The 24,644-nt window shown below is 45.8% G+C and carries 25 protein-coding genes; 10 read left to right on the top strand and 15 right to left on the bottom strand.

Features of this window, described 5'->3' with window-relative positions; genetic code table 11:
- Positions 1-33 precede the first annotated feature (33 nt).
- The 4 genes from AAKU61_RS13030 (at position 34) to AAKU61_RS13015 (ending at position 2,624) form a co-directional block, all read left to right on the top strand.
- The gene (locus AAKU61_RS13030) at positions 34-465 is read left to right on the top strand and encodes a group II truncated hemoglobin (RefSeq protein WP_354332844.1); all 432 of its coding nucleotides are present in this window, start codon (positions 34-36) and stop codon (positions 463-465) included.
- Between the two features lie 112 nt (positions 466-577).
- A complete protein-coding gene (locus AAKU61_RS13025; protein ID WP_354332842.1) occupies positions 578-886 on the top strand; it encodes a hypothetical protein in 309 nt (102 codons plus the stop codon).
- 40 nt (positions 887-926) lie between these two features.
- A complete protein-coding gene (locus tag AAKU61_RS13020; protein ID WP_354332840.1) occupies positions 927-2,423 on the top strand; it encodes a DNA recombination protein RmuC in 1,497 nt (498 codons plus the stop codon).
- A 66-nt stretch (positions 2,424-2,489) separates the two neighbouring features.
- Positions 2,490-2,624: a hypothetical protein gene (locus AAKU61_RS13015; RefSeq protein ID WP_354332838.1), complete on the top strand. Its 135-nt coding sequence runs from the start codon at positions 2,490-2,492 to the stop codon at positions 2,622-2,624.
- A gap of 209 nt (positions 2,625-2,833) precedes the next feature.
- Here AAKU61_RS13015 and AAKU61_RS13010 read toward each other — a convergent pair whose 3' ends face one another.
- The 6 genes from AAKU61_RS13010 to fdxA all read right to left on the bottom strand — a co-directional run bounded on the left by AAKU61_RS13010 (position 2,834) and on the right by fdxA (position 9,551).
- Positions 2,834-4,438, bottom strand: coding sequence for a diguanylate cyclase domain-containing protein (locus AAKU61_RS13010; RefSeq protein ID WP_354332836.1), 1,605 nt, complete (start codon positions 4,436-4,438; stop codon positions 2,834-2,836).
- A gap of 152 nt (positions 4,439-4,590) precedes the next feature.
- Complete coding sequence (locus tag AAKU61_RS13005; RefSeq protein ID WP_354332834.1) at positions 4,591-5,040, bottom strand: hypothetical protein; 450 nt, start codon at positions 5,038-5,040, stop codon at positions 4,591-4,593.
- Positions 5,041-5,049: 9 nt separating this feature from the next.
- Positions 5,050-6,306 carry a porin gene (locus tag AAKU61_RS13000; RefSeq protein WP_354332832.1) on the bottom strand — a complete coding sequence of 419 codons (1,257 nt, stop codon included), beginning with the start codon at positions 6,304-6,306 and terminating at the stop codon, positions 5,050-5,052.
- A gap of 236 nt (positions 6,307-6,542) precedes the next feature.
- Positions 6,543-7,778 carry a polyhydroxyalkanoate depolymerase gene (locus AAKU61_RS12995; protein WP_354332830.1) on the bottom strand — a complete coding sequence of 412 codons (1,236 nt, stop codon included), beginning with the start codon at positions 7,776-7,778 and terminating at the stop codon, positions 6,543-6,545.
- A 278-nt stretch (positions 7,779-8,056) separates the two neighbouring features.
- Positions 8,057-9,127, bottom strand: a complete 1,071-nt coding sequence (locus AAKU61_RS12990; RefSeq protein ID WP_354332829.1) for an NAD(P)/FAD-dependent oxidoreductase — start codon at positions 9,125-9,127, stop codon at positions 8,057-8,059.
- A gap of 100 nt (positions 9,128-9,227) precedes the next feature.
- The gene (fdxA, locus tag AAKU61_RS12985; protein ID WP_322118824.1) at positions 9,228-9,551 is read right to left on the bottom strand and encodes a ferredoxin FdxA; all 324 of its coding nucleotides are present in this window, start codon (positions 9,549-9,551) and stop codon (positions 9,228-9,230) included.
- Positions 9,552-10,055: 504 nt separating this feature from the next.
- On the opposite strand from fdxA, the gene AAKU61_RS12980 reads away from it, so the two are divergent.
- A complete protein-coding gene (locus AAKU61_RS12980) occupies positions 10,056-11,045 on the top strand; it encodes a 2-hydroxyacid dehydrogenase (RefSeq protein ID WP_354332827.1) in 990 nt (329 codons plus the stop codon).
- Positions 11,046-11,137: 92 nt separating this feature from the next.
- Here the strand turns inward: AAKU61_RS12980 and AAKU61_RS12975 are convergent, their stop codons facing one another.
- The 3 genes from AAKU61_RS12975 to AAKU61_RS12965 form a co-directional block, all read right to left on the bottom strand.
- Positions 11,138-11,569, bottom strand: a complete 432-nt coding sequence (locus AAKU61_RS12975; protein WP_354332825.1) for a GNAT family N-acetyltransferase — start codon at positions 11,567-11,569, stop codon at positions 11,138-11,140.
- Positions 11,570-11,667: 98 nt separating this feature from the next.
- Positions 11,668-11,922, bottom strand: coding sequence for an acyl-CoA-binding protein (locus AAKU61_RS12970; RefSeq protein ID WP_354332824.1), 255 nt, complete (start codon positions 11,920-11,922; stop codon positions 11,668-11,670).
- 123 nt (positions 11,923-12,045) lie between these two features.
- Positions 12,046-12,744 (bottom strand): UPF0149 family protein, encoded by a 699-nt coding sequence (locus tag AAKU61_RS12965; protein WP_354332822.1) that lies wholly within the window; start codon positions 12,742-12,744, stop codon positions 12,046-12,048.
- A gap of 48 nt (positions 12,745-12,792) precedes the next feature.
- Between AAKU61_RS12965 and AAKU61_RS12960 the strand changes: the two genes are divergently transcribed.
- Together AAKU61_RS12960 and rpiA are read left to right on the top strand one after the other, a co-directional pair.
- Entirely contained in the window at positions 12,793-13,929 is a 1,137-nt protein-coding gene (locus AAKU61_RS12960) for a serine/threonine protein kinase (RefSeq protein ID WP_354332820.1), read from the top strand.
- A gap of 193 nt (positions 13,930-14,122) precedes the next feature.
- Complete coding sequence (gene rpiA, locus AAKU61_RS12955) at positions 14,123-14,794, top strand: ribose-5-phosphate isomerase RpiA (protein WP_354332818.1); 672 nt, start codon at positions 14,123-14,125, stop codon at positions 14,792-14,794.
- Between the two features lie 249 nt (positions 14,795-15,043).
- Here rpiA and cspE read toward each other — a convergent pair whose 3' ends face one another.
- Positions 15,044-15,247 (bottom strand): transcription antiterminator/RNA stability regulator CspE, encoded by a 204-nt coding sequence (gene cspE, locus AAKU61_RS12950; protein WP_126129050.1) that lies wholly within the window; start codon positions 15,245-15,247, stop codon positions 15,044-15,046.
- A gap of 554 nt (positions 15,248-15,801) precedes the next feature.
- On the opposite strand from cspE, the gene clpS reads away from it, so the two are divergent.
- The 3 genes from clpS (at position 15,802) to AAKU61_RS12935 (ending at position 18,816) form a co-directional block, all read left to right on the top strand.
- Positions 15,802-16,110 (top strand): ATP-dependent Clp protease adapter ClpS, encoded by a 309-nt coding sequence (gene clpS / locus AAKU61_RS12945; protein ID WP_322118977.1) that lies wholly within the window; start codon positions 15,802-15,804, stop codon positions 16,108-16,110.
- The gene (gene clpA / locus AAKU61_RS12940; protein WP_354332815.1) at positions 16,107-18,407 is read left to right on the top strand and encodes an ATP-dependent Clp protease ATP-binding subunit ClpA; all 2,301 of its coding nucleotides are present in this window, start codon (positions 16,107-16,109) and stop codon (positions 18,405-18,407) included. The genes clpS and clpA overlap by 4 nt, the downstream gene beginning before the upstream one ends.
- A gap of 130 nt (positions 18,408-18,537) precedes the next feature.
- Positions 18,538-18,816 carry a hypothetical protein gene (locus AAKU61_RS12935; RefSeq protein ID WP_354332813.1) on the top strand — a complete coding sequence of 93 codons (279 nt, stop codon included), beginning with the start codon at positions 18,538-18,540 and terminating at the stop codon, positions 18,814-18,816.
- A 117-nt stretch (positions 18,817-18,933) separates the two neighbouring features.
- Here AAKU61_RS12935 and AAKU61_RS12930 read toward each other — a convergent pair whose 3' ends face one another.
- The 5 genes from AAKU61_RS12930 to ileS form a co-directional block, all read right to left on the bottom strand.
- On the bottom strand, positions 18,934-19,296 hold the full coding sequence (locus tag AAKU61_RS12930; RefSeq protein WP_354332812.1) for a GFA family protein: 363 nt from the start codon (positions 19,294-19,296) through the stop codon (positions 18,934-18,936).
- A 12-nt stretch (positions 19,297-19,308) separates the two neighbouring features.
- Positions 19,309-19,758, bottom strand: a complete 450-nt coding sequence (dut, locus tag AAKU61_RS12925) for a dUTP diphosphatase (RefSeq protein ID WP_354332810.1) — start codon at positions 19,756-19,758, stop codon at positions 19,309-19,311.
- A 67-nt stretch (positions 19,759-19,825) separates the two neighbouring features.
- The gene (gene coaBC / locus AAKU61_RS12920) at positions 19,826-21,037 is read right to left on the bottom strand and encodes a bifunctional phosphopantothenoylcysteine decarboxylase/phosphopantothenate--cysteine ligase CoaBC (RefSeq protein ID WP_354332808.1); all 1,212 of its coding nucleotides are present in this window, start codon (positions 21,035-21,037) and stop codon (positions 19,826-19,828) included.
- A gap of 9 nt (positions 21,038-21,046) precedes the next feature.
- Positions 21,047-21,565 (bottom strand): signal peptidase II, encoded by a 519-nt coding sequence (lspA, locus tag AAKU61_RS12915; protein WP_354332806.1) that lies wholly within the window; start codon positions 21,563-21,565, stop codon positions 21,047-21,049.
- 173 nt (positions 21,566-21,738) lie between these two features.
- Entirely contained in the window at positions 21,739-24,603 is a 2,865-nt protein-coding gene (gene ileS / locus AAKU61_RS12910) for an isoleucine--tRNA ligase (protein WP_354332804.1), read from the bottom strand.
- Positions 24,604-24,644: the final 41 nt, after the last annotated feature.

The raw sequence follows: 24,644 nt of genomic DNA, 5'->3' as shown, positions 1-24,644 counted from the left end.
TGATCATTCTTCACCTTTAAAAATTCTACAGTAATGACAAACGAATCAAACAATGCGACGCAAGATACTCAACCGGAAGAGGAAGCGTCCAAGCTTTACGAGCTGATCGGCGGTGCTGACAAACTCCGTCAGATGGTAGATCGTTTCTATGATTTGATGGAGCTGGAACCCGAGTTTGCCGGTATCCGCGCTTTGCACCCAACACCGATGGATGGTTCACGCGATAAGTTGTTTTGGTTTTTGTCCGGCTGGATGAGCGGTCCGAATCTTTATATTGAACAATTCGGACATCCACGCCTGCGCGCACGCCATTTGCCCTATGCCATCGCCAGCAGCGAGCGCGATCAATGGTTGCGTTGCATGGCATGGGCAATGCAAGATGTCGGGATCGCAGAGGACTTGCAGCAACATTTGATGCAGTCGTTTTATCAGACTGCGGATTGGATGCGGAATAAGCCAGGCTAATTCGTCATGAAAGTCACCGACTAATCTTTTTTATTCCTTGATTCATAGCGGACTTCATCATTTAAAGTTGGTTACTGGATTGTGGAATGACGTCCAGATTAAATTCGATGGTATGAAAATTTTACTCCCCTATTTTTTGACTCTACTCGGTTGTGTGTGTTCTTGGCAGATAGGTAGAATTTTTAGGCGCAATATCAGAGGTATTCATTATTTCTTTGGATTTGTAGCTTTAATTATTGCGCCGATACTCGCATATTTTTTAGTTAAGTTGGCATTGCTTCTAATAGGAATAATGCATATTCCTTATGCTTTTGAAGAAGGTTGGCAGCCAATTTTTATAATTTTGACTGGTATGCTTTTTTATTGGTTGTTTATGATAATTAGCGCATCCATCAAAAAAAAGACGGATACCGAACTTTAAATTTATATCTCTAATAGTCCTCAAAAAAGAAATTTATAAAATGAATTTAATAGAAATTTTGGTACTCATCACGCTCGCTATTTTGTTAGTGATTAACTTGCTCGTTTTATTACGTAGTCGCGGCAGCGATGTCGGCCCTCAATTGCTTGCATTGCAACAATCACTGCAACAGGGACAACAGCAGCAAACTCAATTGCAGCAGGCGCAGGAGCGTTCCGAGCGGTCTTTGCGTGAGCAAGTACAATCCACTGCACAAGCGACCAGACAAGAATTAGGCGGGAATTTTTCTCAGCTTCAGCAAACATTGGCAGCGCAGTTAACTAGCGTTGCGACTTTGCAAAATAATCAGATTGATGCGTTTTCGCAGCAGTTAATTAAGCTGACGGAATCCAATGCGCAGCAGTTGGAACAGGTGCGGCTGGCGCTGATACAGCAAAGTCAAAACTCGCGCGATGAACAGGCGATCAGCCTCAAACGATTTGGCGATACCTTAAGCCTAAGTCTGGCAACACTGACCGAATCCAATGCCTTGCGCATGGCCGAAGTGCGGGCGACTCTGGAAGAAAAAATTAAACATCTGCAAGATGACAACGCGGCCAAGCTAGAAGAGATGCGTAAGACCGTCGATGAAAAACTGCATGCGACATTGGAGCAGCGTTTGGGCGAATCCTTTAAACAAGTCTCAGACCGTTTAGAAAAAGTGCATCAAGGTCTGGGCGAGATGCAGCAATTAGCCATTGGTGTCGGCGATCTGAAACGGGTACTGACCAATGTAAAAACCCGCGGAACCTGGGGCGAGGTGCAGCTAGAAATGGTGTTGGAACAAATGCTCACACCAGAGCAATACGCCAAGAACGTCGAGACCGTGCCAGGCTCTGGAGAGCGGGTAGAATTTGCAGTGAAATTGCCAGGCAAAGAAGATGGCAGAGCACCAGTCTGGATGCCGATTGATGCCAAGTTCCCTAAAGAGCAGTATGAGCGTTTGATTGACGCTGCCGAGCGCGCAGATGCAGAGGGCGTCGCGCAGGCAGGTAAAGAATTAGAACGCGCAATCCGTGGCGAAGCCAAGACCATTGCAGAGAAATATCTGTCGCCGCCACTAACCACCGATTTTGCGATTTTGTTTTTGCCGACCGAAGGTCTGTATGCCGAAGTCATGCGCCGCCCGGGTTTGGCAGATGAATTACAACGCACCTACCGCGTCAGCATCTCTGGCCCATCCACTTTGTCGGCATTGCTGAACAGTTTGCAGATGGGCTTCCGTACCTTGGTATTAGAAAAACGCTCATCAGAAGTCTGGCAAGTATTGGGTGCAGTCAAGACCGAGTTCGGTAAATTTGGCGACGTACTCGCCTCCACCAAAGCTGCCTTAGTCAGAGCCGCAGACAACATTGACAAGGCAGAAGTGCGCACCCGTCAAATGACCAGAAAATTGAAGTCAGTAGAAGCATTACCATCCGATTCTACCCAGAGCCTGTTAGGTGTGGATGGAGATTTGGGTTTGGATGAGCCGGGGGATGCAGACACTGCTGGTTGATATATTAATGTGCTCCGATTCTCACATAAACGGAAAATCATAATTGCAACACCTGTAGGGTGCGCCATGCGCACCAATCTACTTGGGGTAATGGTCGAATTACAAAATGGTACGCATGGCGCACCCTACCCAGAAATTCTAACTTTTATTGATCCAGTCAGCGAGAGAGCAAAGTTTAACTTCAGTAAAAATATAAACTGATAGTCCAATAAAAATGCGCCTTCCGAGCAGTTTTTGGCTTGGGAGGCGCATTTTTATTGGACGTTTATTTTAAAACTTGGACGCAGATTTTAATCTAGATTTTCTATTAGGTCGCTAGTACTTCTTACTAACGCAGACGGCATGTGCCGCTCTAACTGAAAATCTGCTTTCGATCTTAATACCTGATGGTCGTGCCGTTGTGCCGGTAATTAGGATTTATCGTCTGGATCGTACAGACGATAGTTGTTTTTGCCCGATTTTTTGACTGCGTACATAGCGTCATCTGCTTGCCGCATTACGTCATTTTTATCGAAATCGGCGTCACCTACATAAGTGATCCCGATACTGGCACCAATTTCTGTTTGGGTGCCGTCATCTAAATCAATCGGAGCCGAGGTGAGTGTGATGATTTTCCAGGCGATTTCTTTTGCTTTATCGGCGTGTTGTAAGTCTTTTAGCAGCACAACAAATTCATCCCCGCCGAGTCTGGCAACAAAGTCAGATCGTCTGACTATCTTGAATAATATCTGGGTGAAGTGGCAGAGTATTTTGTCACCGGCGTCGTGACCGTGAGTGTCGTTGACGGATTTAAATCCATCCAGATCGATCAGCAATAGGAAAAATCCACTGCCAGTTTTTTGTATCGACCGTTTTAAGCTGGCGATCTCGTTATCAAAACCCAGACGATTAAATGCGCCTGTCAGGTGATCGGTGACGGCCAACTGGTTTGCTGCTTCCTCTCCGATTTTATGGTCGGTAATATCATTGAGCAGGCCTTGTAGCACGCCATCTTCAATCGGGCTCAGCACAATATGCAACCACTTGCGTACAGGCGGTGTACCAATTTCAATCGAAAAGTCTTCCGATAAAATCTGATCTTGATTAGTTGCGGTGTCGATCATCATGTGCAGCCGTAACTCTTGCCCCTCTAGCGCAGACATCAAGCCACTGCTGATATTGTCTGAGGTGGTGTCTGGCGATAGCGCCAGCAAGCGTAAAAAGGCTGTGTTGTAGGAGGTGACTTCGCCCGATGTTTTGAGTAAAAAAATCCCGGTCTCGGCATTATCAAAAATAGTGCGGAATTTTTTCTCGCCAATCTCATGCTTGATGCGCAGATGTCGCTCATCTTCCAGAATATTGACCAGTTTGCCGACGATGGTATTGACGTCGCGCACGAGCTGGCCGATCTCATCTTGCTCATTACCGAGAGGGAGCGACAGTCTTGCTCCTGCTTCCGGGGATAAATCATGCAAGCGATCGGAGATGGTTTTGATCGGTCTGGCGATGATCTTAATCACGACATAGACCAAGGCCAGTGCCATCAAAATGGTTTGTAGTATTAGCAAATAGGTGGTGAAATTCGCCTTGCTATTGACTTGCTTCTGAATGCAGGCCATGTCTGGTACCAGCTCGATCTGGCATACTTTTTCCGAACTGTTAAATGGTGAAAACACATCTCGGGTAATCCGAATATCTGATGATGGCAGCGTAGCTAGTTTTGTTTTAGCCGATTTACTTGCCTGTGCTAATACTGTGGCTGGGGTAAAAATCCGTATGCTGTAAACATCTTCATTCTTGAGTAATCCCCGGCTAACCTCTGCCGCCAAATTGATATCTAACAAGTAGCAGGCAATACTGGTGGTACTTTCTACCGTGCTGAGCAAGTTGCCCATTCTGCTTTTTGCCTGCTCTTGCTCTAAATGCGAAGTCCAGTAATAAGTGAACACCGCAAAAAAACTACCGACTAAGAGCGCAATCCCCAGCACAATAAATGTGCTGCGATAAATAATGCTGGTACGCAGTAGTTTGAGCATAGTCGGTATTTTAAATAGTTAGTTTTGCTTGTATTCGTTTTTTGATATTTACTGGCGCTTACTGGTGTAAGTTCGATATAACTTCGATATAGCTTCGGTGTAACTTATTAACGGTTTGCTTAGGTCTGAGTAAGCTAAGTGCGCTGATTAATTTAAGGCGTAGAGTCAAAAATCACTTTGACCCGTTTATCTAATTTCTTTCTATCAATATACGCGATCGCGCCTTTATTGTTACTAACAATTTCCAGTACTTGTTCTACGCTATCCGCCTGGCGCGGTGGCGAACCTTGTCCGGAAAAAGTCAGACGAGCCCAGTAGGAATTGATCTCTGGCAATTCCTTATTGACCATGCTGGCATAAAATTTAGTCTTTTCTGAGATAGGCGTGTTGAGATCAATCGGCATGGCTTTAATGCCAGACGGCAGTTTGCGATATCTGCCCATGTAAATATTGACGACATCATCTTTGCTCATCCTTTCTATTCCGCTATCGGGGTTGGCAATCACCACAAAATCAGCACAAAAAGCTTGATTGCCGCCAACCGTCATAATTAAGGCGACAGCCAGGCTAGTGAAGGTTGCGCGATGTACTAGGGTTTTCATGTTCTATCCCTAAAATACAAAATTGACTGAGACGCTGAGCAAATTAGCTTTACCATCCCAACCCGGTTGAGCGTTGCGGGTTATTTGGGGACTGGTACTGTCAATATGATCTACTTGTATTTTTAAATCAATTTTATCTCCCAAGTCGTAGCGTGCTCCAAGTGATACGGTACTTTGCTTATTGACTACAGTATTGGCAAGCGCATTTGCGCCAAGAATCAGGATGTCGATATTGGGGTTAACGCCAAATGGTAGACCAGTGTTGCCACTGCTTTGGCGATGTTCTGGCGTGGCGGCGGAGTAGCTAAAGTAGGGCGTCCATTTTTTTATTCTGTAACCTACTGTGAAATATCCCGCCGTGAATCCTGGGTAAGGCAGTATTGCCGACCTAGTCTGGCTTAACATCAGTTGTGCTTGTAAGGGGCCTTCGTCATAGGCGATACCTGCGGAGAGGTAGTTGATGGCTTTATCCTGGAATCCAATATTGCCAGCGACGGTCGCGGCTAGAGGGCTGATCGCGTTAATTGCAGGTGAGCGTAAACCATCAATCAATCCCTGAAAACCAGGAAACTCGTTTTTGAAACGTATCTGGCTATAACCAACCCGATACATCCAACTTTCAGTTTGATATTCAATATGCCCGCCTACAACATCCGAGCCTTTTAATGAGAAATATTGATCCGGCACACCGGTATAGGTTTTTTCTCTGGCTTTGCCAGCAAATGCTTTGAAGCGAGCGATCCCCGGACCGACTGGATATTTGATGACCATGTCTGCACCGTCGATATAAGACACGATCAAGTTACCAAAATAATCGATGGGTGGACGTACCCATAAATAAGAGTAGGCGACATTGCGTGAGTCGGCCAAGAGGTAGACATCAAAACCTAGGCGACCTGCACGCAATTGCAAATTATCGTTCGGGTTATATTTAAGAAACGCCCAGGTAACGTCAGGGTCGAAGCCAGTTTGTGAGCGGCGGCTGACGACTTGGACTGAGGCGTCCAGATTGTCAAGGATGGAGGTGGAGAGTTGCAGACCTAGCAGGGAGTCAACGCCAAAATCAAGTCGATTGGAGTAGCCCACACCTTTAGGCTGCAATAAGTCCCGCACAATATCGACTTGACCAGTGTCGCTATACACAGCACCAAGTGTGCCAAAGCCGCTAATTGTGAAGGGTTTGTCGCCGTCCGCTGCCTGAGCCTGTTGAACACAGAATAGCCAGCAGCAAAGTAAAAAACACCGTCGGGCAATCAGATCCCACATAGGAGCGCATTTTCCGTGTAATAAGTTTAGGGTGTACCGAGCTTTATCTTACACATCTAAAAACTGGCTGACAACTGTTGATTGCTGCCCGATTTTATAGCAAAAACCAGAGTTGTCTGAAGTGCCGCTTAAGTCGCTATTTGATAGGTCTTTAAGATTAATCAAAGATAAAAAAGCCTGGGGTCAATTCAGACTCCAGGCTGTTTGTTTAATCTATTAGTAGCTTATTTCTTAGATCAGGAATGCGCTTTAATGAAATCTGCAATCTTAGGTGCGATCACTTCGCGCCAGCGACGGCCAGCAAAAATACCATAATGACCGCATCCGGGCGCTACAAAGTCTTGTTTCATCTTGGCAGGAATGCCGCTGCACAAATCATGTGCCGCCTGAGTTTGACCCGCGCCGGAGATGTCATCCAATTCACCCTCAACTGTGAACAGTGCAACGGTTTTGATATCTTGCGGGCGAACCAATTTACCTTCTACATCCCAAGTACCTTTTGGCAAATCAAAATCTTGGAAAACAATTTTAATTGTTTCTAAGTAGTATTCAGCAGGCATGTCCAATACAGCGTTGTATTCGTCGTAAAATTTACGGTGCTGTTCTGCTGACTCGTCATCACCTTGCATTAAATGTTGGAAAAAATCCCAGTGGCTTTGTGCATGGCGATCCGGGTTCATTGCGACAAATCCAGCATGCTGCAAAAAGCCCGGGTACACCTTGCGACCATAACCAGGATGATTAGCAGGGACGCTATAAATTACAGTATTTTCAAACCAGGAAAATTTCTTTTCCGTTGCCAGATCATTGACTTGTGTCGGTGATTTGCGCGGATCTATCGGGCCACCCATCATGGTCATGGTTTTTGGCAATTTAGGATCTTTGGCCGTTGCCATCAGAGAGATCGCAGCTAATACCGGGACTGTTGGCTGACAAACTGAGACTACATGCACATCAGGCCCTAATAGACGGATGAAGTCCTGCACGTAATAAATATAGTCATGCAAATGGAAAGCGCCATCGCTTAAAGGTACCATACGCGCATCGATCCAGTCGGTGATATAAACATCATGTTGCCCAAGCAGACCTCGTACGGTGTCGCGCAATAAAGTAGAGTGATGGCCAGAAAGCGGCGCGACCAGTAATACTTTTGCTTGTTTAAGTTTTGCCAGTTCTTTTTCAGGCAGATCTTTTTTGAAATGTAATAACTTACAGAATGGTTTCGTCACCGCAGTCGTTTGTACGATGCCGACAATTTTGTCGTCGATGGTTGTGGACGTGATATCAAACTCTGGCTTTTCGTAATCTTTGCCCAAGCGATAAACCAATTCATAGGCAGCAGAAATACGCTGAGCATATGGCGTATGTGCAAGTGGTGAAATTGGATTAGAAAAAAGCTTGGAAGAAGCTTCTGCCCATTGCGTTAATGGGTTCAGGAACGCGCGATTCAGTTCGTGAAATTGATAAAGCATGATGGTGTCTTTCAGCTAGGTGTATCAACTCAAGATTAGAGAAAGTACTCTACCTTGTTGCAATGCATCATAAACCAGTTTGCCGTATTTGTCGCACGAGTGTGCGTTTCTTGAGCGGTGGCTGGCTAATTATGTCGTCAAACTTCGTAAAATAAGGTTAATTTCATAGCTAAATTACAAAGAAAATAACGTGATTTGTGCACTTATTAATACTTCAGGCAAAGAAAAAAGCGCTGCACATCATGGCAGCGCTTTTTTTATCCAGTACAACGGATTATTTAGTCAAATACTGGTGTTTCAACGCCAAGGATTTTGTGCAGTTTAGGCGAGGTCGTGGTGTATTGCATGTGGATTTTCTTGTCAGGGAAAATATACGGTGCTGCGCCAAACGCTGCCAGTGCCGCTTCGTGGAAGCCAGACAAAATCAATTTCTTTTTGCCTGGATAAGTATTGATATCGCCGACGGCAAAAATACCTGGTACGTTGGTTTCAAATTTCTCTGTATTCACTACTTTGAGTTGTTTGCGCTCAATATCCAGACCCCATTCAGCAATAGGGCCGAGTTTTGGAGACAGTCCGAAGAACACCAGCAAATTGTCCACCGGCATACGACGTGTTACGCCATCCGCACCGGTGACTTTGATCTCTGATAGCAGATCGTCTTTAGTTTCGATACCGGTCACTTGGCCGATCACTAATTGCATCTCGTAGTTATCGCAAAGTTCTTTCATTTTGGCGACTGATGCTGGTGCTGCGCGGAAGTCATCACGGCGATGTAACACCACGACAGATTCTGCTTTACCGACCAGATTCAATGCCCAATCTAAGGCAGAGTCACCACCGCCGCAGATCACCAGATTTTTGCCATGGAATTTACTTGGATCTTTTACGCGGTAAAACACCTGGCTGTTCTCAAAGGCTTCAATACCCTCTACTTTTAAGGTGCGTGGTTGGAAAGAGCCAACACCGGCTGCGATGAAAATAGTTTTTGTGATGAAGCGCGTGCCGGCCGATGTTTCCAGATTGAAGCGACCATCTTCACGACGCTCGACCAGGTTTACTTCTTGTCCCAGATGGAAGGTTGGCTCAAATGGTTCAATTTGTTTGAGTAAATTGTCAGTCAATTCTTGGCCTGTACAAACAGGCACAGCCGGAATATCGTAAATCGGTTTGTCTGGGTACAGTTCTACACATTGGCCGCCAACAACGGCGAGTGAATCGATGACATGTGCTTTGATCTCTAATAAGCCGAGTTCAAATACTTGGAACAGACCGACCGGACCAGCGCCGATAATGACGGCATCTGCTTCGATGACGCCGGTTGCTGGATTTGCTTTATTGTTTTCCATACGACTTGGTATTTCCTGATATTGATTGAGACAGTGCTTGCAGCGCTTACAGTATCCGCACTGATAATCGGTACTGAAGCACGACGGCTAAGAATGCTAATTAGCGCGTCAAAAATTGCAATTTATCTTTGACATCTTTCCAGTCATCTGCATCTGGCAGAGGACTGGTTGTTTTGGTAATTGATGGCCAGGTGCGGATCAGATCTGCATTGATCTTGATGAACTGCTGTTGATCTGCCGGCACGTCTTCTTCTGCATAGATTGCGTTAACTGGGCATTCTGCAACGCATACGGCGCAGTCTATGCATTCATCCGGATCAATCACCAGGAAGTTAGGGCCTGCACGGAAGCAGTCTACTGGGCATACATCAACGCAATCGGTATAGCGGCAGCGGATGCAGGATTCGGTCACAACGTGGGTCATAACAGTCCTTCTTTTCTATTGTGAGAGTGTAAGGCGCAGCCAATAGAGGGCATAGGCTGCAAAGCCTTGCATTTTAAGGCAATTTGAGCTAACTCACAAATCAGGCTTAGATAAATTACGCATAAGCAAATTCGGTATGCGTGATTAGTGATGTGCTTTTTATGGCCTTTTATGTGTTTTTTAATTTCATAAAATGGGCGGAGCAACGCTTGCTACGCTGAAGTCCAATGACTTTGTACCTCAATCGATTAAAGCACTGTTTTGAATGAAATTTTTTGATCCATGTCAAAAGCGGCGTTTTTTGCCATATTCAGCGTTAAACTCGTTTTGATATAAATGACCGATAAGATCGTTAGCTGCTTGTAAGACCTAGAAATCCGAGCGACCAAATAGCCAAATAGCCAAATAGCCAAATAGCCAAATAGCCAAATAGCCAAATAGCCAAATAGCCAAATAGCCAAATAGCCAAATAGCCAAAAAATTATTAAATTATTCAGGATACGAATGAAACCTTCCCTCTTAGTCTCACGAGCAATTTTTCCAGACGTGTTAGATCAGCTATCTACGCATTTTGAGATTGAATCAAATCAGGACGATCATATTTTTTCAGCACAGGAATTGGCTGAAAAGTTAAAGGGAAAGCAAGGCTTGTTATGTACCGGTAGCGCCAAAATTAACGAAGCCTTATTGACTCAATTGCCCGACCTAAAAATGGTGGCGCAAATGGCGGTTGGTTACGACAATATTGATGTTGCTGCTTGCACGGCACATCGCGTTATGGTGAGTAATACGCCGGATGTATTAAACGAAACTACCGCCGATTTTGGCTGGGCATTGTTGATGGCGACAGCTCGTCGCGTGACAGAGGCAGAGCATTGGCTACGCGCTGGCAAATGGACTAAGTGGCGTTACGATGGCTTTTTGGGCGCTGATGTGCACGGCGCTACTCTGGGAATCATTGGCATGGGCAGAATAGGGCAGGCGATCGCTCGGCGTTCCATGGGGTTTGATATGAAGGTGATTTACCATAATCGTTCGCGTCTGAGCCCAGAACAAGAGGCGCATGCAAACAACGCTAGCTATGTCAGTAAAGAGGATTTGTTGAGGACTGCAGATCATGTGATGCTGGTGTTACCTTACTCAGCTGCGTCACATCACACCATCGGTGCCGCCGAGATAGCGATGATGAAGCCAACTGCAACGCTGGTCAACCTGGCGCGTGGCGGGATAGTGGATGATGCGGCCTTGATTGCAGCCTTGCGTAACAAGACGATTGCGGCGGCAGGTTTAGACGTGTTTGAGAATGAGCCGAAATTCAACTCTGACTTTTTAAGTCTTGAGAATGTAGTTCTCACACCGCATATCGCCAGTGCATCAGAAGCCACCAGGAGGGCGATGGCGAATTGTGCGGCGAGTAATTTAGTCGCGGCTTTGAGTAAGCAACGACCACCTAACTTACTGAATCCTGATGCGGTTGCTGGAATGCTTGCCTAAATTATATACTGGTGGGGTGTATGATTGTTTTATGCCAGATTGTCCAGATAAGGTTTGGACAATTAAAAATACTCCCCTTATTTATAATATTATTATTTGTCCACTTGTTGGCTGAGATAGAGATTAGGACGATTAATTTCCATCAACATTTCAGGTTTGGCGGGTGCCTGAAATCCGAATTTTTGATACAGCCCTTGCGCATCACTGCTCGCTAGCATAAATCGACGCAAACCTTGAAGCTCGCTATGTTCTATAACCGCTTGAATCAGCAGTTTGCTATACCCTTTGCCGCGCTGTTCTGGCACAACAAATACATCTACCAGGTAGGCAAAAGTCGCGTGGTCAATGATGACGCGAGCAAAAGCGACTTGTTCACCTTCAAGATAGCCGCCAAAACAAAATGAATGTTGAATCGATCGCTGTACCGTGGCTAGAGGAATCGCCTTGGCCCACGCCGTATGCTGCGACAAAAAATCATGAATCAGGGGAATATTCAGAGCGGATTTGTCGGTGGAAATATGCATTGCAATATCGGATGAATGAAGGGGTTTAGTTCGCTTTAATTAAGTTTAAGTGACATTTAGAAACGAACTTTAAAGCGAACCTTAAACTCAGCGTTGATTTAATCTTTCAGGCCATTGATCAGATCAATATATTGCTGCATCGCGTCTTCTTGTGAGGTGCCTGCCAGTGCTTGCCATGCATCAAATTTGGCACGGCCCACAAAGTCAGTCATACCAGGACGATCACCAGTTGCATCACCTGCGCTGCCTTGTTTGAACAGGCCATAAATTTTTAGCAGCGTCATGTTGTCAGGGCGCTCTGGCAAATTTTTTGAATCGGCTGACGCTTGTAGAAATTGTTCTTGCAGGCTCATTTAGTACTCCGTAATCTTGAATGGAAAGCATCAAAGTAGCATACTTGCCATTCAGTCCATAGCAGTTCACTAGAGTAAATATTCAATCAACTACCTCTTGAAAAAATGGTCAAGCTAGCTAGGTCAATGTATTGTCGGTTCAGCGCCGCAACAAGCTTTGAATTTTTTACCGCTGCCACAAGGGCAGGGATCATTGCGACCTACTTTTGGACTCTCACGCTTGACTGTCGCCACGCCTGATTTTCGTAAAGGCGCCCAGAAGCGGCGGATTTCCGGGATAGCCGCTTCCAGTTCGATGGCGAGCAGGTGACATTTTTGCGGCGTATCCACCAGCTTCACTTCCTCTTCTTCGATCTCTTCTGCGCCGAGTAAATAGATAGGATTGAGCAAGGGCGCGATGGCGGATTCCCAGATCGGTTCCCACTCATCTTCGCGCAGTTGCATGCCTTCCCAAAAGCCCCAGGCCCAGGTTTCGCCATCAATCAGTTCTTTGCCGTCTTGTTCCATGACGCAAAACAGAGGTTCAAACTCTTGCGGCGCGACTTCAAATGTGATCTGGATTTCATTCATAAAACGGGCGATCAGCGTAGTGATGCGTTCCATTTCTTTTGGCGTTTTAAACTTCAGCTCGGCTTGATCCGGCAGACCCCAGACCAGCGGCAACCACTCGGTCATCGGGATCATTTCTGGTCCGATGGCAATGGCGGTCAGGTAGCCGTGCAAGGCATCCATGGTCATTCCGTCGTCGCCTACGCGGTCGGACATCAAAAATTTGTCCAGTTCGTTAAATTCTTTATCGCTGAGAGGTTCATCGAGGTGCATAAGAGTGCTCTTGATTGTTAATGAGTGAAATACCGGAAGTGTAGCGCTTTGTCTCTCGTTCGTGGAGAGTTTGAACGTACAATGCCAGTCATGAGCACATCAATTTCTCCCAATAATTCAATAACCCCTGATCTGGATGACGATGACGATCGCCAGCCTGATTTTTTGCTGGAAGAAGCCTCAGATCATTCCTTATCCTCGGGTGGCGCCACTCATGCTTTCGCCGGACTCACGCCTGAATGTGCGCTGGACGCTTTGCATGCAGCAGGTTTTCAATGCGACGGTCGCTTACTAGCGCTTAACAGCTATGAAAACCGTGTGTATCAGCTAGGAATGGAGGACGGGCCGCCATTAATCGCTAAGTTTTATCGCCCACAACGCTGGACCGATGCCGCGATTTTGGAGGAACATCAGTTTGTTCGTGAATTAGTCGCGCAAGAAATCCCGGTCGTACCTGCCTTGGTGTCTGCGGATGGACAAAGCCTGCATCAGTATCAAGAATTTCGGTTTTCGGTTTTCCCTAGACAAGGAGGGCGGGCGCCGGAGTTGGATCAACCGCAAACGCTGGAGTGGCTTGGGCGGTTTATCGGACGTATCCATGCGGTAGGTGCGCAGCAGACTTATCAGCACCGACCTGGCTTAAACCTCGATACTTTTGGACATGTGCCAAGAGCCTATTTGTTGGAATACGCCGGCATGCCGCGTGATTTATTGGCGGCCTATACCAGCGTCACGCAATTTGTGTTGGACGGCGTAGCGCAGGCATTTGAGAGGGCAGGGGATGTCAGCCATATTCGTTTGCACGGCGATTGCCATATCGGTAACGTCTTGTGGACGGATGCCGGCCCGCATTTTGTGGATTTTGACGATAGCCGCGTGGGGCCGGCGATACAGGATTTGTGGTTATTATTATCAGGCACGCGAGCAGAAATGACCGCACAGCTGAGTGACATCGTATTTGGCTATGAAGATTTTTTTGAATTCCAACCACGTCAGTTGCATCTGGTTGAAGCACTGCGGAGTTTACGTATGCTGCACTATTCCGCCTGGCTGGCACAGCGTTGGGATGATCCGGCATTCAAGCAAGCCTTCCCTTGGTTCAATACCCAGCGTTATTGGCAAGACCGGATTTTAGAATTACGAGAGCAAGTTGCCTTGATGGATGAACCGCCGCTGGTAGTTTGATTGCTGCCAACTGATGTGGCAGCCTACTATGGCAGCTTGAAATTCGTTGCGATAAGGGCGCGAGCAAATATCTAATACAAAGTGCAAATACGTGGTCCTTGTAAACGTATGAAGTGTTTTTGCGGAACCGGTATTGGTGACGCCGGGCTATCCGTTAAAATGCTGCTATTCCTTTACTTTTGAAATGCGCATCATGACTCAAGACGAACTTAAACAAGCCGTAGCCCAAGCCGCTATTCAGTACGTTGTAGAAGATAGTATTGTCGGTGTCGGTACTGGTTCTACTGCCAATTTTTTCATTGATGAATTGGCAAAGATCAAACATAAAATCAAGGGCGCAGTCGCGTCGTCAGAAGCAACCGCAGCCCGTTTACGCAGTCATGGGATTAACGTATTTGATTTGAATGATGTCACCTCCATGCCGGTATACATTGATGGTGCGGATGAAATTACTCCTCAAGGCGCAATGATCAAGGGGGGCGGTGCGGCTCTGACGCGCGAGAAAATTGTTGCCTCAGTTGCGGACAAATTTATCTGTATCGCCGATGGTTCTAAGCTAGTCGATTTGCTGGGTAAATTTCCACTACCAATCGAGGTGATCCCTATGGCGCAAGCCGTCGTTATCCGCAAGCTTAATGCCCTCGGTGGTGAAGCGCGTTTGCGTTTGAAAGATGGCGCGCCTTTGTTGACGGATAACGGCAATATCATCATCGACGTGCATGGCTTACAAATCGCCGATCCGGTAGCGATGGAGGCGGCTATGAATAATATCGTAGGTGTGGTGACTGTAGGTTTGTTTGCACAACAAGGCGCGAATGTCTGTTTGTTGGGCACAGCAGAGGGTGTTAAAACACTGATGTTTTAAAGTCCGCTGCGTTTTAAAGTCAGTTGCGCATCAACTCCCATTGGTTGTGGAGTTGTATCAAGATAAGCAGATACTCCCTCTATTTTTTTAAGAATATGTCCAATTGTCCAATGATTGATTGGACGATTAAAATATACTGGGAGGTAGTGTATGGAATTATTGACTCTTGCACTTATTGGCTCAATACCTGCATGCATAAAAAAAGCCCCGCCGAAGCGGAGCTTTTTACTAAATCTTTAATCGAATAGATTAAGGATTTTGGATGTTGGAAGCTTGCTTGCCTTTAGGGCCTTGCGTGACTTCGAACTGTACTTTTTGACCTTCTTTTAAAGTCTTAAAGCCGTTCATCTGGATTGCGGAAAAGTGGGCGAACAAATCCTCACCGCCGTCATCCGGAGTGATAAAGCCAAAGCCTTTGGAATCATTGAACCACTTGACGGTACCTGTTGCCATAATGCATCTTTCAAATATAAACTAATCACACGAGCCGTAAAAGCAAGAAACCTAGCATAAAGCAGTCTTCCCCTAAACTTGCTCACTTCTATTGACATTTGCTGCACATTTGTTGTCAATAAATACCATTCTTGGCGGAAAAAAAAGTAATGTCAAGATATTTTGTTGCTATATCAGACACTGTTTGCAACACTGTTGTTTTTTTACTTAATGACAATAGACTAGGCTTTTTTGATTTAATACATTTGAGTGAATGTTGTTGCGCTGCCTACCATTTTTAATAATTTATCTTTAAGAATGAAAGTGTGCTTAAACGTTTCGCCTCAAGCGACCATCAACGTGTGATTTGTAAATATATTGAATTATCATTAGCAGGCTTGATGTATTGAATTTGAGCACCATCTGCGAAAAATAAAGAAAACGCGTAACATCACTAAAACGTGATTGATTTGTTGTTGTACGATTCAGTCACTAAGTGTGCATTGATCAAACAAACCTCCTTTTATCCGTTTATTTTTCGACTCTCGACTGAATCAACGTACTAGAATAGACGCATGGGAAACAAGCAAGGAAACGGTACGATATTGGAGCGGCAAGCACAAAAGCTTAAACCTCCATCCATGTACCAAGTGGCGCTGCTCAATGATGACTACACTCCAATGGAGTTTGTAGTGGCCATCATTCAGGAGTATTTTAATAAAGACCGCGAAACCGCGATGCAGATCATGCTTAAGGTACACCGGGACGGCAAAGGCATCTGTGGGGTTTATACCAAAGATGTCGCTTTAACCAAAGTGGAACTGGTGTTGACGCACGCTCGTAAGGCAGGGCACCCCCTGCAATGTGTGATGGAGGAAGTATGATTGCGCAAGAATTGGAAGTTAGCCTGCACATGGCTTTTGTTGAAGCCAGACAGGCTCGTTATGAGTTCATCACGGTCGAGCACTTGTTGCTTGCCTTGCTGGATAATCCTTCAGCTGCCGAGGTAATGCGAGCTTGCGCCGTAAATATTGAAGATTTACGCAAATCTCTCAGTAATTTTATCAGCGACAATACGCCAACTGTGCCCGGCACCAGCGAGGTAGATACGCAACCAACACTTGGTTTTCAGCGTGTGATTCAACGCGCTATCATGCATGTGCAATCTGCATCTAATGGCAAAAAAGAAGTTACTGGTGCGAATGTGCTGGTTGCGATTTTTGGTGAAAAAGATTCACACGCTGTTTATTATCTGCACCAGCAAGGCGTTACCCGCCTAGATGTGGTTAATTTCATCTCTCACGGCGTGCGCAAAGATCAGCAGACCGAGCCACAAAAATCATCTGAAGGTGGAGAGGAACCACAGGCAGAAGGTCAGCAAAAAGAAAATCCTCTCGACCAATTTACTCAAAATTTGAACAAGGCCGCAGCGGAAGGTCGGATCGATCCATTAATTGGACGTGACAGTGAAGTTGAGCGCGTGATTCAAATTTTATGTCGTCGTCGCAAAAATAATCCTTTGCTCGTTGGTGAGGCTGGTGTTGGTAAAACGGCGATTGCTGAGGGATTGGCATGGCGCATTACGCAAAATGACGTACCAGAGATTTTGCAAAACTCCATCGTCTATTCGCTGGACATGGGTGCTTTGTTAGCCGGTACAAAATACCGTGGTGATTTTGAATTACGTCTGAAAGGTGTGCTCAAGCAGCTTAAAGATAATCCTAACGGCATTTTATTTATTGATGAAATCCATACGATCATCGGAGCAGGCTCTGCTTCTGGCGGCACTCTGGATGCCTCTAATCTATTGAAGCCTGCCTTATCTAATGGTCAGCTTAAATGCATCGGTGCGACGACTTACACTGAGTATCGCGGCGTGTTTGAAAAAGATCATGCTTTAGCACGTCGTTTCCAAAAAATTGACGTCAATGAGCCAACGATTGAACAAACGGTGCAAATTTTGCGTGGTCTCAAATCTAAATTTGAAGAACACCATAACGTTAAATATTCTGCTTCTGCATTGACAACCGCAGCTGAATTATCAGCACGTTTCATCAATGATCGTCATCTGCCAGATAAGGCAATTGATGTAATTGATGAAGCCGGTGCTGCGCAACGTGTATTGCCAAAATCGAAGCAAAAGAAAACAATAGGTAAAGCAGATATCGAAGATATTATTGCTAAGATCGCTCGTATTCCGCCACAAACGGTCAACCAAGATGACCGCAGTAAGCTGAAAACAATTGATCGTGATCTGAAAAATGTCGTCTTTGGTCAAGAACCAGCGATTGATGCCTTAGCTGCGTCGATCAAGATGGCACGCGCTGGTTTGGGCAATGCAGACAAACCAATCGGCTCCTTCTTATTCTCGGGTCCAACGGGTGTTGGTAAAACGGAAGTTGCTAAGCAACTGGCATTTACACTCGGTATTGAGCTGATTCGCTTTGATATGTCTGAATACATGGAGCGCCATGCCGTCAGCCGCTTAATCGGCGCGCCACCGGGGTATGTCGGTTTCGATCAAGGTGGCTTGCTGACCGAGGCGATCAACAAGAAACCGCATGCTGTCTTGCTGCTGGATGAGATTGAGAAAGCCCATCCAGATGTATTCAATATCTTGTTGCAAGTCATGGATCATGGCACTCTGACCGATAATAATGGTCGCAAGGCGGATTTCCGTAATGTGATCATTATCATGACAACCAATGCAGGTGCAGAGAGCTTGCAAAAACGTTCTATTGGCTTCAATGACAGCAAAGAAGCAGGCGACGAGATGGCGGATATTAAGCGGATGTTTACGCCGGAGTTCCGTAATCGTCTGGACGCGATAATTAGTTTCCGTGCCTTGGATGAAGAAATTATCTTGCGTGTTGTCGATAAATTCTTAATGCAGTTAGAAGAGCAATTGCATGAGAAAAAAGTCGAAGTTACCTTTACTGAGTCTTTACGTAAATTCCTGGGTAAAAAAGGTTTTGATCCATTGATGGGCGCAAGACCAATGGCGCGCTTGATTCAAGACATGATACGAAAAGCGCTGGCTGACGAACTATTGTTCGGGAAATTAGTTAGTGGTGGTCGTGTCATCGTTGATCTGGATGACAAAGATCAGATTAAGTTAGAATTTTCTGAGGGCGATGCAACACCACCTGAGGCTTCACAAGAAGTAGTAGAAGTTGAGTAAATTTAAGTTGAGTAAATTTATAAAGTAAGTTTGTACAGTAATTTTGGACTGCTGACTCTTTGGTAAAACATAGTTATTTTTGTACTGAGAATTTTAACGACTCTAAAAATATTTTACCAAGGAGGATGACATGGTTGGTTTTACGCTCCCCGTATTTGTACTTGATTACACACTGAAGACGATAGATTCGATACTTTCTCAATCGGGTTTAGAGGGTAAAGAAGTCGAAGTTGATGTTTATGAACGAAGTGATGTGAATAAAAAACACATTGCTTCAGGTCAGAGAATCAAAGGGGAGGACGACCTGTTTAAAGTAACCGTCAATACTGATGCAGGTTTGCATACTGATGAATGGAACTACACTATTTTGCGAGAATCGGCAGGACGTAGTCGAAAACTTAAAAAGTAGTATTTAGTAAAACAAAAAGCCCGGACTCCAGTTCGGGCTTTTTGTTTTGGCTAGTTTATTTTTTCTAAACGTGTGTTGGATTGTGATTTGTTTCTGATTCATTTGGCTGAGTTTTTTTCAGCTCATTTTTGAACCGAAAGTTTGCCGAACTGGAATCGTAGCAGGATCAAAATTATCCAGACAATTCACATTGATGCCAAAATGATCCGGCGTAACGCGCTTGCGATGGAATGGATAAATACCGCAAATTTTGCAGAAAAAATGTCTCGCAGTCATGCTGTTGAATTGATACTCGCTCAGCTGTTCTTCTCCGGCGAATAATTCAAATTGACTCTCGTGCACCTTAACCATTAGCGCATTTTTCTTGCGACAAATTGAGCAGTCGCAAATAGTTAGTTCTGGGAAATCGGTTTGAATCTCAAATCGTATCGCGCCGCAATGACAACTCCCTTGATATTTTTTTACAATTTGATCAGTCATGCGAAATGCGTCCTAGTGTTTGCCAGTACTACCAAATCCACCCTCACCACGCTCACTATTACCAAATTCTTCTACTATATTAAAACCGACTTGCAATACAGGGACAATGATCAGTTGTGCCAAACGCTCCATTGGTTGCAAGGTGAATTCGTTTTGACCACGATTCCATGTAGACACCATCAGTTGACCTTGGTAGTCCGAGTCGATCAAGCCAACAAGGTTACCTAATACAATGCCGTTTTTATGTCCCATACCACTGCGTGGCAAGATCATAGCGGCGTAAGCTGGGTCACCTATGTGTATTGCCAGGCCGGTGGGGATTAAAACAGTCTCACCTGGTTTAATCGTAATTGGCGCATCTATACAAGCCCGCAAATCCAAGCCTGCGCTACCGGGCGTGCCATAGGCTGGCAATTGGTCTTTCATGCGAGTGTCGAGGATTTTCAGATCGATATTTTTCATGCGAATTCTTTGATATACGTACGTGTTGAAATTAGTGAAGAGTTTAGTGCGAATTTTGTGTTGAATTTTATTGGCTTAAACGCTGTGCTATTTCTTGTATCAATTGAATAGCCAGCGTCTGTTTATTTGCTCTTGGTAAAGCTGTATGTCCGTTTGCATCAAATAAAATTAATTCATTTTCGTCTTTGCCAAAAGTATGGTGGCCGATATTGCCAACTAGCAGAGGCACATTTTTCTTTATGCGTTTAGCCGTGCCATATTGCAAAAGATGTTCAGATTCAGCGGCAAATCCAACGCAGTAAGGCGCATTTGGAAGTGCTGTAACGCTAGCGAGGATATCTGGATTTTGCACAAATTCAAGCTGCGGCGTGTTGCTATCGCTAGTTTTTTTAATTTTTTGTGTACTTGTATTCGTTACGCGCCAGTCAGCTACTGCTGCTACTGCAATAAAAATATCTTGCGGTTTTTTTGCGGTAGATGTTAGTTGCGCAATAACAGCATCATGCATTTGCTTTGCGGTCTGCACCGAGATGCGATGCGTGCCATAAGGTGCATCTAATGCAGTAGGTCCAGAGATTAAAGTGACATTGGCTCCAGCTTCCCACGCCGCTTGAGCAATCGCATAACCCATTTTCCCTGATGATAAATTGGTGATCCCACGCACTGGATCGATAGGTTCAAATGTCGGACCTGCTGTAATCAGTACCTCTTTTCCAGCCAGAGATTTAGCCTGAAAAGACGCTATGATTTCTGCCAGTAACTGATCGACCTCTAACATCCGACCCATGCCAACTTCACCGCAGGCTTGCTCACCTGCCGCAGGCCCTAAAATTTGGATACTGTCTTTTTTAATTTCAGCGACGTTACGTTGGGTTGCCGGATTGAGCCACATCTCTACGTTCATTGCAGGTGCTACCAGTAGTGGCACATGATTTGGCCGGGCTACGCACAGAGTTGACAGCAGATCATCGCAAGCACCATGCGCTAGTTTGGAGATGAAATTCGTGCTACAAGGTGCAACTACTATCGCATCGGCATCACGAGTAAGGTCGATATGCGGCATATTGTTGTGGATCCGTGCATCCCACTGATCGGTATAAACAGGATTACCCGACAGTGCTTGCATGGTCACAGGAGTGATGAATTGCGTCGCACTTTGCGTCATCACGACTTGTACTTGCGCACCTGCTTTGCCTAATGCGCGAGTCAGTTCCGCAATCTTATAACAGGCGACACCACCAGTTAAGCCGAGAACAATTTTTTTGCCAGCAAGCCGCATGATGATTCCTTATTTTTTTACCCGACGCAGCTCATCCAAAATAAATAAAGCTGCACCAACACAAATTGCACTATCTGCAATATTAAATGCAGCGAAGTGATACGCATCCTTGTAATGGAAGTCCAGAAAGTCGATAACATGACCGTACATCAAGCGATCCAGCACGTTACCCAGAGCACCCCCCATAATCAAGGCTAGCGCCCAGCAAAACAAGCGCTGTCCTGCATTTTGCTTGATCAGATAAGTAATCACCAGAGCAGCAACTACGCCGATGGCGGTAAATAAATAACGTTGCCAGCCAGATTCTGATGATAAGAAACTGAATGCCGCGCCCTTGTTATACGCCAACACCAGATTGAAGAAAGAGGTGACTGGAAGTGATTCGCCCAGAGTAAATAGTTTGGCGATCGTTATTTTGCTGAGTTGATCTAACAAAATAATAATACCGGCCAAGCCTAGCCAAGGCGCCAGTGAGCTCCCTGAAGATTTAGAGACGGTAGAAAACGAATTGCGTTTTTTAGTTGCCATATAGTGAGAATGAATTTGTTTTAATAAGAAAGATTATCGTGTAAATGATTCTTGGTTAATCTTGATGAAATCGATAATGATTGCATTATTGGGACGCTGATCTCTCATCTCAACCCTCTCCCGCAAATGAGAGAGGGGCTAAAGCCTAAAGCGATAAATTGAGTCAATTTGAATTACGCAAATTGACGCGATTCTCCACTACCAAACAAATTACTGATACAACGACCGCATAAACCGGTGTGTTCTGCATGCGCGCCAACATCAGCGCGATAGTGCCAGCAACGCTCACACTTTTGATAGCTGGATGGGGTAACAATCACAGCTTCTTCCGCTTCCGTCGTCACTTTCTCTATCGCGGCTGCTGATGTGATCAATACAAAACGTAAGTCATCAGCAAAGCTTTGCAGTAAATCAAACTTAGCACCGCTGGCTTTGATGGTCACTTCAGCTTGCAAGGATGCCCCGATGCCGCCAGCTACCCGAACTTCTTCCAATTGCTTAGTAACGTCCGTGCGAATCAAGCGCAACGCAGTGTATTTTTCCATCAGTGCACTGGCGTTGTCGATGACCGGTAAAGCGTAATACAGCTGCGTAAAAATCGTTTCATCGCTTTCTGCATAAGCTTCTTTACTGGCGAAACTGACCCAGGCTTCTTCCGCTGTAAAAGACAATGTTGGTGCCATCAGGCGCAGCAAACTTTGCGTGATATGCCAGATCGCTGTTTGCGCAGAACGACGTGCTGCCGATGTCGTGCCACTTGTATATAAACGGTCTTTCAGGATATCGAGGTAGAAACCACCAAGATCTTCTGAGCAGAAGGATTGTAATTTGGCGACCACCGGATGGAATTCAAACTGCTCATAATGAACGAGGATATCGGCTTGCAACGCTGCCATATTGGCGATCGCGTAACGATCAATTTCCAGCATCTCATCGATTGCCACTGCGTCCGTCGCAGGATTGAAATCTGAGGTATTCGCTAACAGGAAGCGCAAAGTATTGCGAATGCGGCGATAAGACTCCGTCACACGTTTCAATATCTCGTCAGAGATAGATAGCTCGCCGGAGTAATCCGTTGCAGCGACCCACAAACGCAAGATATCTGCACCCAAGGTGTCCGAGATTTTTTGTGGCGCTACGACGTTACCTTTGGACTTAGACATTTTCTTGCCTTCGCCATCGACCACAAAGCCGTGCGTCAGCAAAGCCTTGTAAGGCGCACGACCGTCCAGCATCGATGCAGTCAGTAAAGACGAATGGAACCAGCCTCGATGCTGATCAGAGCCTTCCAGGTACAAGTCGGCAGGGAACTGCGATTGTTCTTTATGTGAACCGCGCAAGACCGTGTAATGTGTGGTACCGGAATCAAACCAGACATCCAGCGTATCGCGGTTTTTGACGTACATATCGGCATCATCACCAAGCAAATCGGCGACTTCGATTTTTTGCCAGGCTTCGATACCTTCTTTCTCAACACGTTGCGCAATTTGCTCTAGAAATTCCGATGTACGTGGATGCAGTTGCCCCGTTTCTTTGTGCAAGAAAAACGCCATCGGTACGCCCCATTGACGCTGACGTGACAATGTCCAGTCTGGGCGATTGGCGATCATGCCATGCAGGCGCGCTTTGCCCCATGCCGGGAAAAATGCGGTCTCGTCAATCGCTTTTAATGCGGTTTGGCGCAGGCTATTGCCACCATCTTTTGGTGTATTGTCCATACTCGCAAACCATTGCGATGTTGCACGGTAGATGATCGGCGTTTTATGACGCCAGCAGTGCATATAGCTGTGATCAAACATCTTTAGCGAGAACAAGGTACCCGCTTCTTTGAGTTTGTCGCAGATCGGTTTGGATGCTTCCCAGATCGTCATACCCGCGAAGAAGGGCAGTGAAGACGCAAACTTTCCGTCGCCCATGACAGGTGCGATGATGGCATCATCCTTCATGCCGTGTGCTTTGCAGGATTGGAAATCTTCGATACCGTAAGCCGGTGCGGAATGGACAATGCCTGTGCCGCTATCCAGCGTCACGTATTCACCCATATAGACGGGAGAAAAACGGTCGTAGCCCGCATCCAATTGTGCCATCGGATGTTTAAAATTGATCTCTGAAAGATCAGCACCGAGGCAGGTCGCGATGACTTTACCTTCTAGACCGTAATTGGTCAGCGACGCCTCTACCAGATCGTTTGCCAGAATCAGCAAGGTCGGTTCGCCCTCACGTACGGTCTCGACCAGTGCGTAAGTGATTTCCGGGTGCATGTTCAATGCTTGATTGGATGGGATGGTCCACGGTGTCGTGGTCCAGATCACGCAATAGCCTTTATCGACAGGCAGCTTGGCGAGTTTAAACGCCGCAGCGATCTTGTCGTGCTCTGCAAACGGGAAGCCGACATCGATTGACGGGTCGCGTTTATTTTCATATTCGACTTCTGCCTCTGCTAATGCAGAGCCGCAATCAAAACACCAGTTGACCGGCTTCAGGCCGCGATACACATAACCTTTTTCAAGCAATTTTCCGAGTGCACGGATTTCATCGGCCTCGTTACCGAAGTTCATGGTTTTGTAGGGATTGTCCCATTCACCCAAGACACCCAGGCGGATAAAATCTACTTTTTGTCGTTCTATCTGCTCGTTTGCATAGGCGCGCGCTTTGGCTTGCACTTCTGCCACCGGCAGATTTTTGCCGTACAGTTTTTCGATCTGGATTTCGATCGGCATGCCGTGGCAATCCCAACCCGGCACATACTGCGCATCAAAGCCCGCCATATTGCGTGCTTTGACGATCATGTCTTTCAGAATTTTGTTAACTGCGTGGCCGATGTGGATGTCGCCGTTGGCGTACGGTGGGCCGTCATGCAGAATAAATTTTGGACGATTGGTAGAGGCCTTGCGGATGCGCTGATAGATTTTTTTATCTTGCCATTGCTTCACCCATTGCGGCTCGCGCTTGGCGAGATCGCCGCGCATCGGGAACGGGGTTTCAGTCATATTGACTGGATACTTGCTGGCGACTTTTGCTGACTTTTCGTTAGACATAATTTTCTTTAAGTGAGTTATTTTTTTTGCGTTCTTTGTAA

The sequence above is a fragment of the Undibacterium sp. GrIS 1.2 genome, assembly GCF_040544435.1.
Taxonomy (GTDB): Bacteria; Pseudomonadota; Gammaproteobacteria; order Burkholderiales; family Burkholderiaceae_D; genus Undibacterium.
Note: the sequence above shows the minus strand (reverse complement) of the source record. Positions and strands in the feature narration are given on the sequence as shown.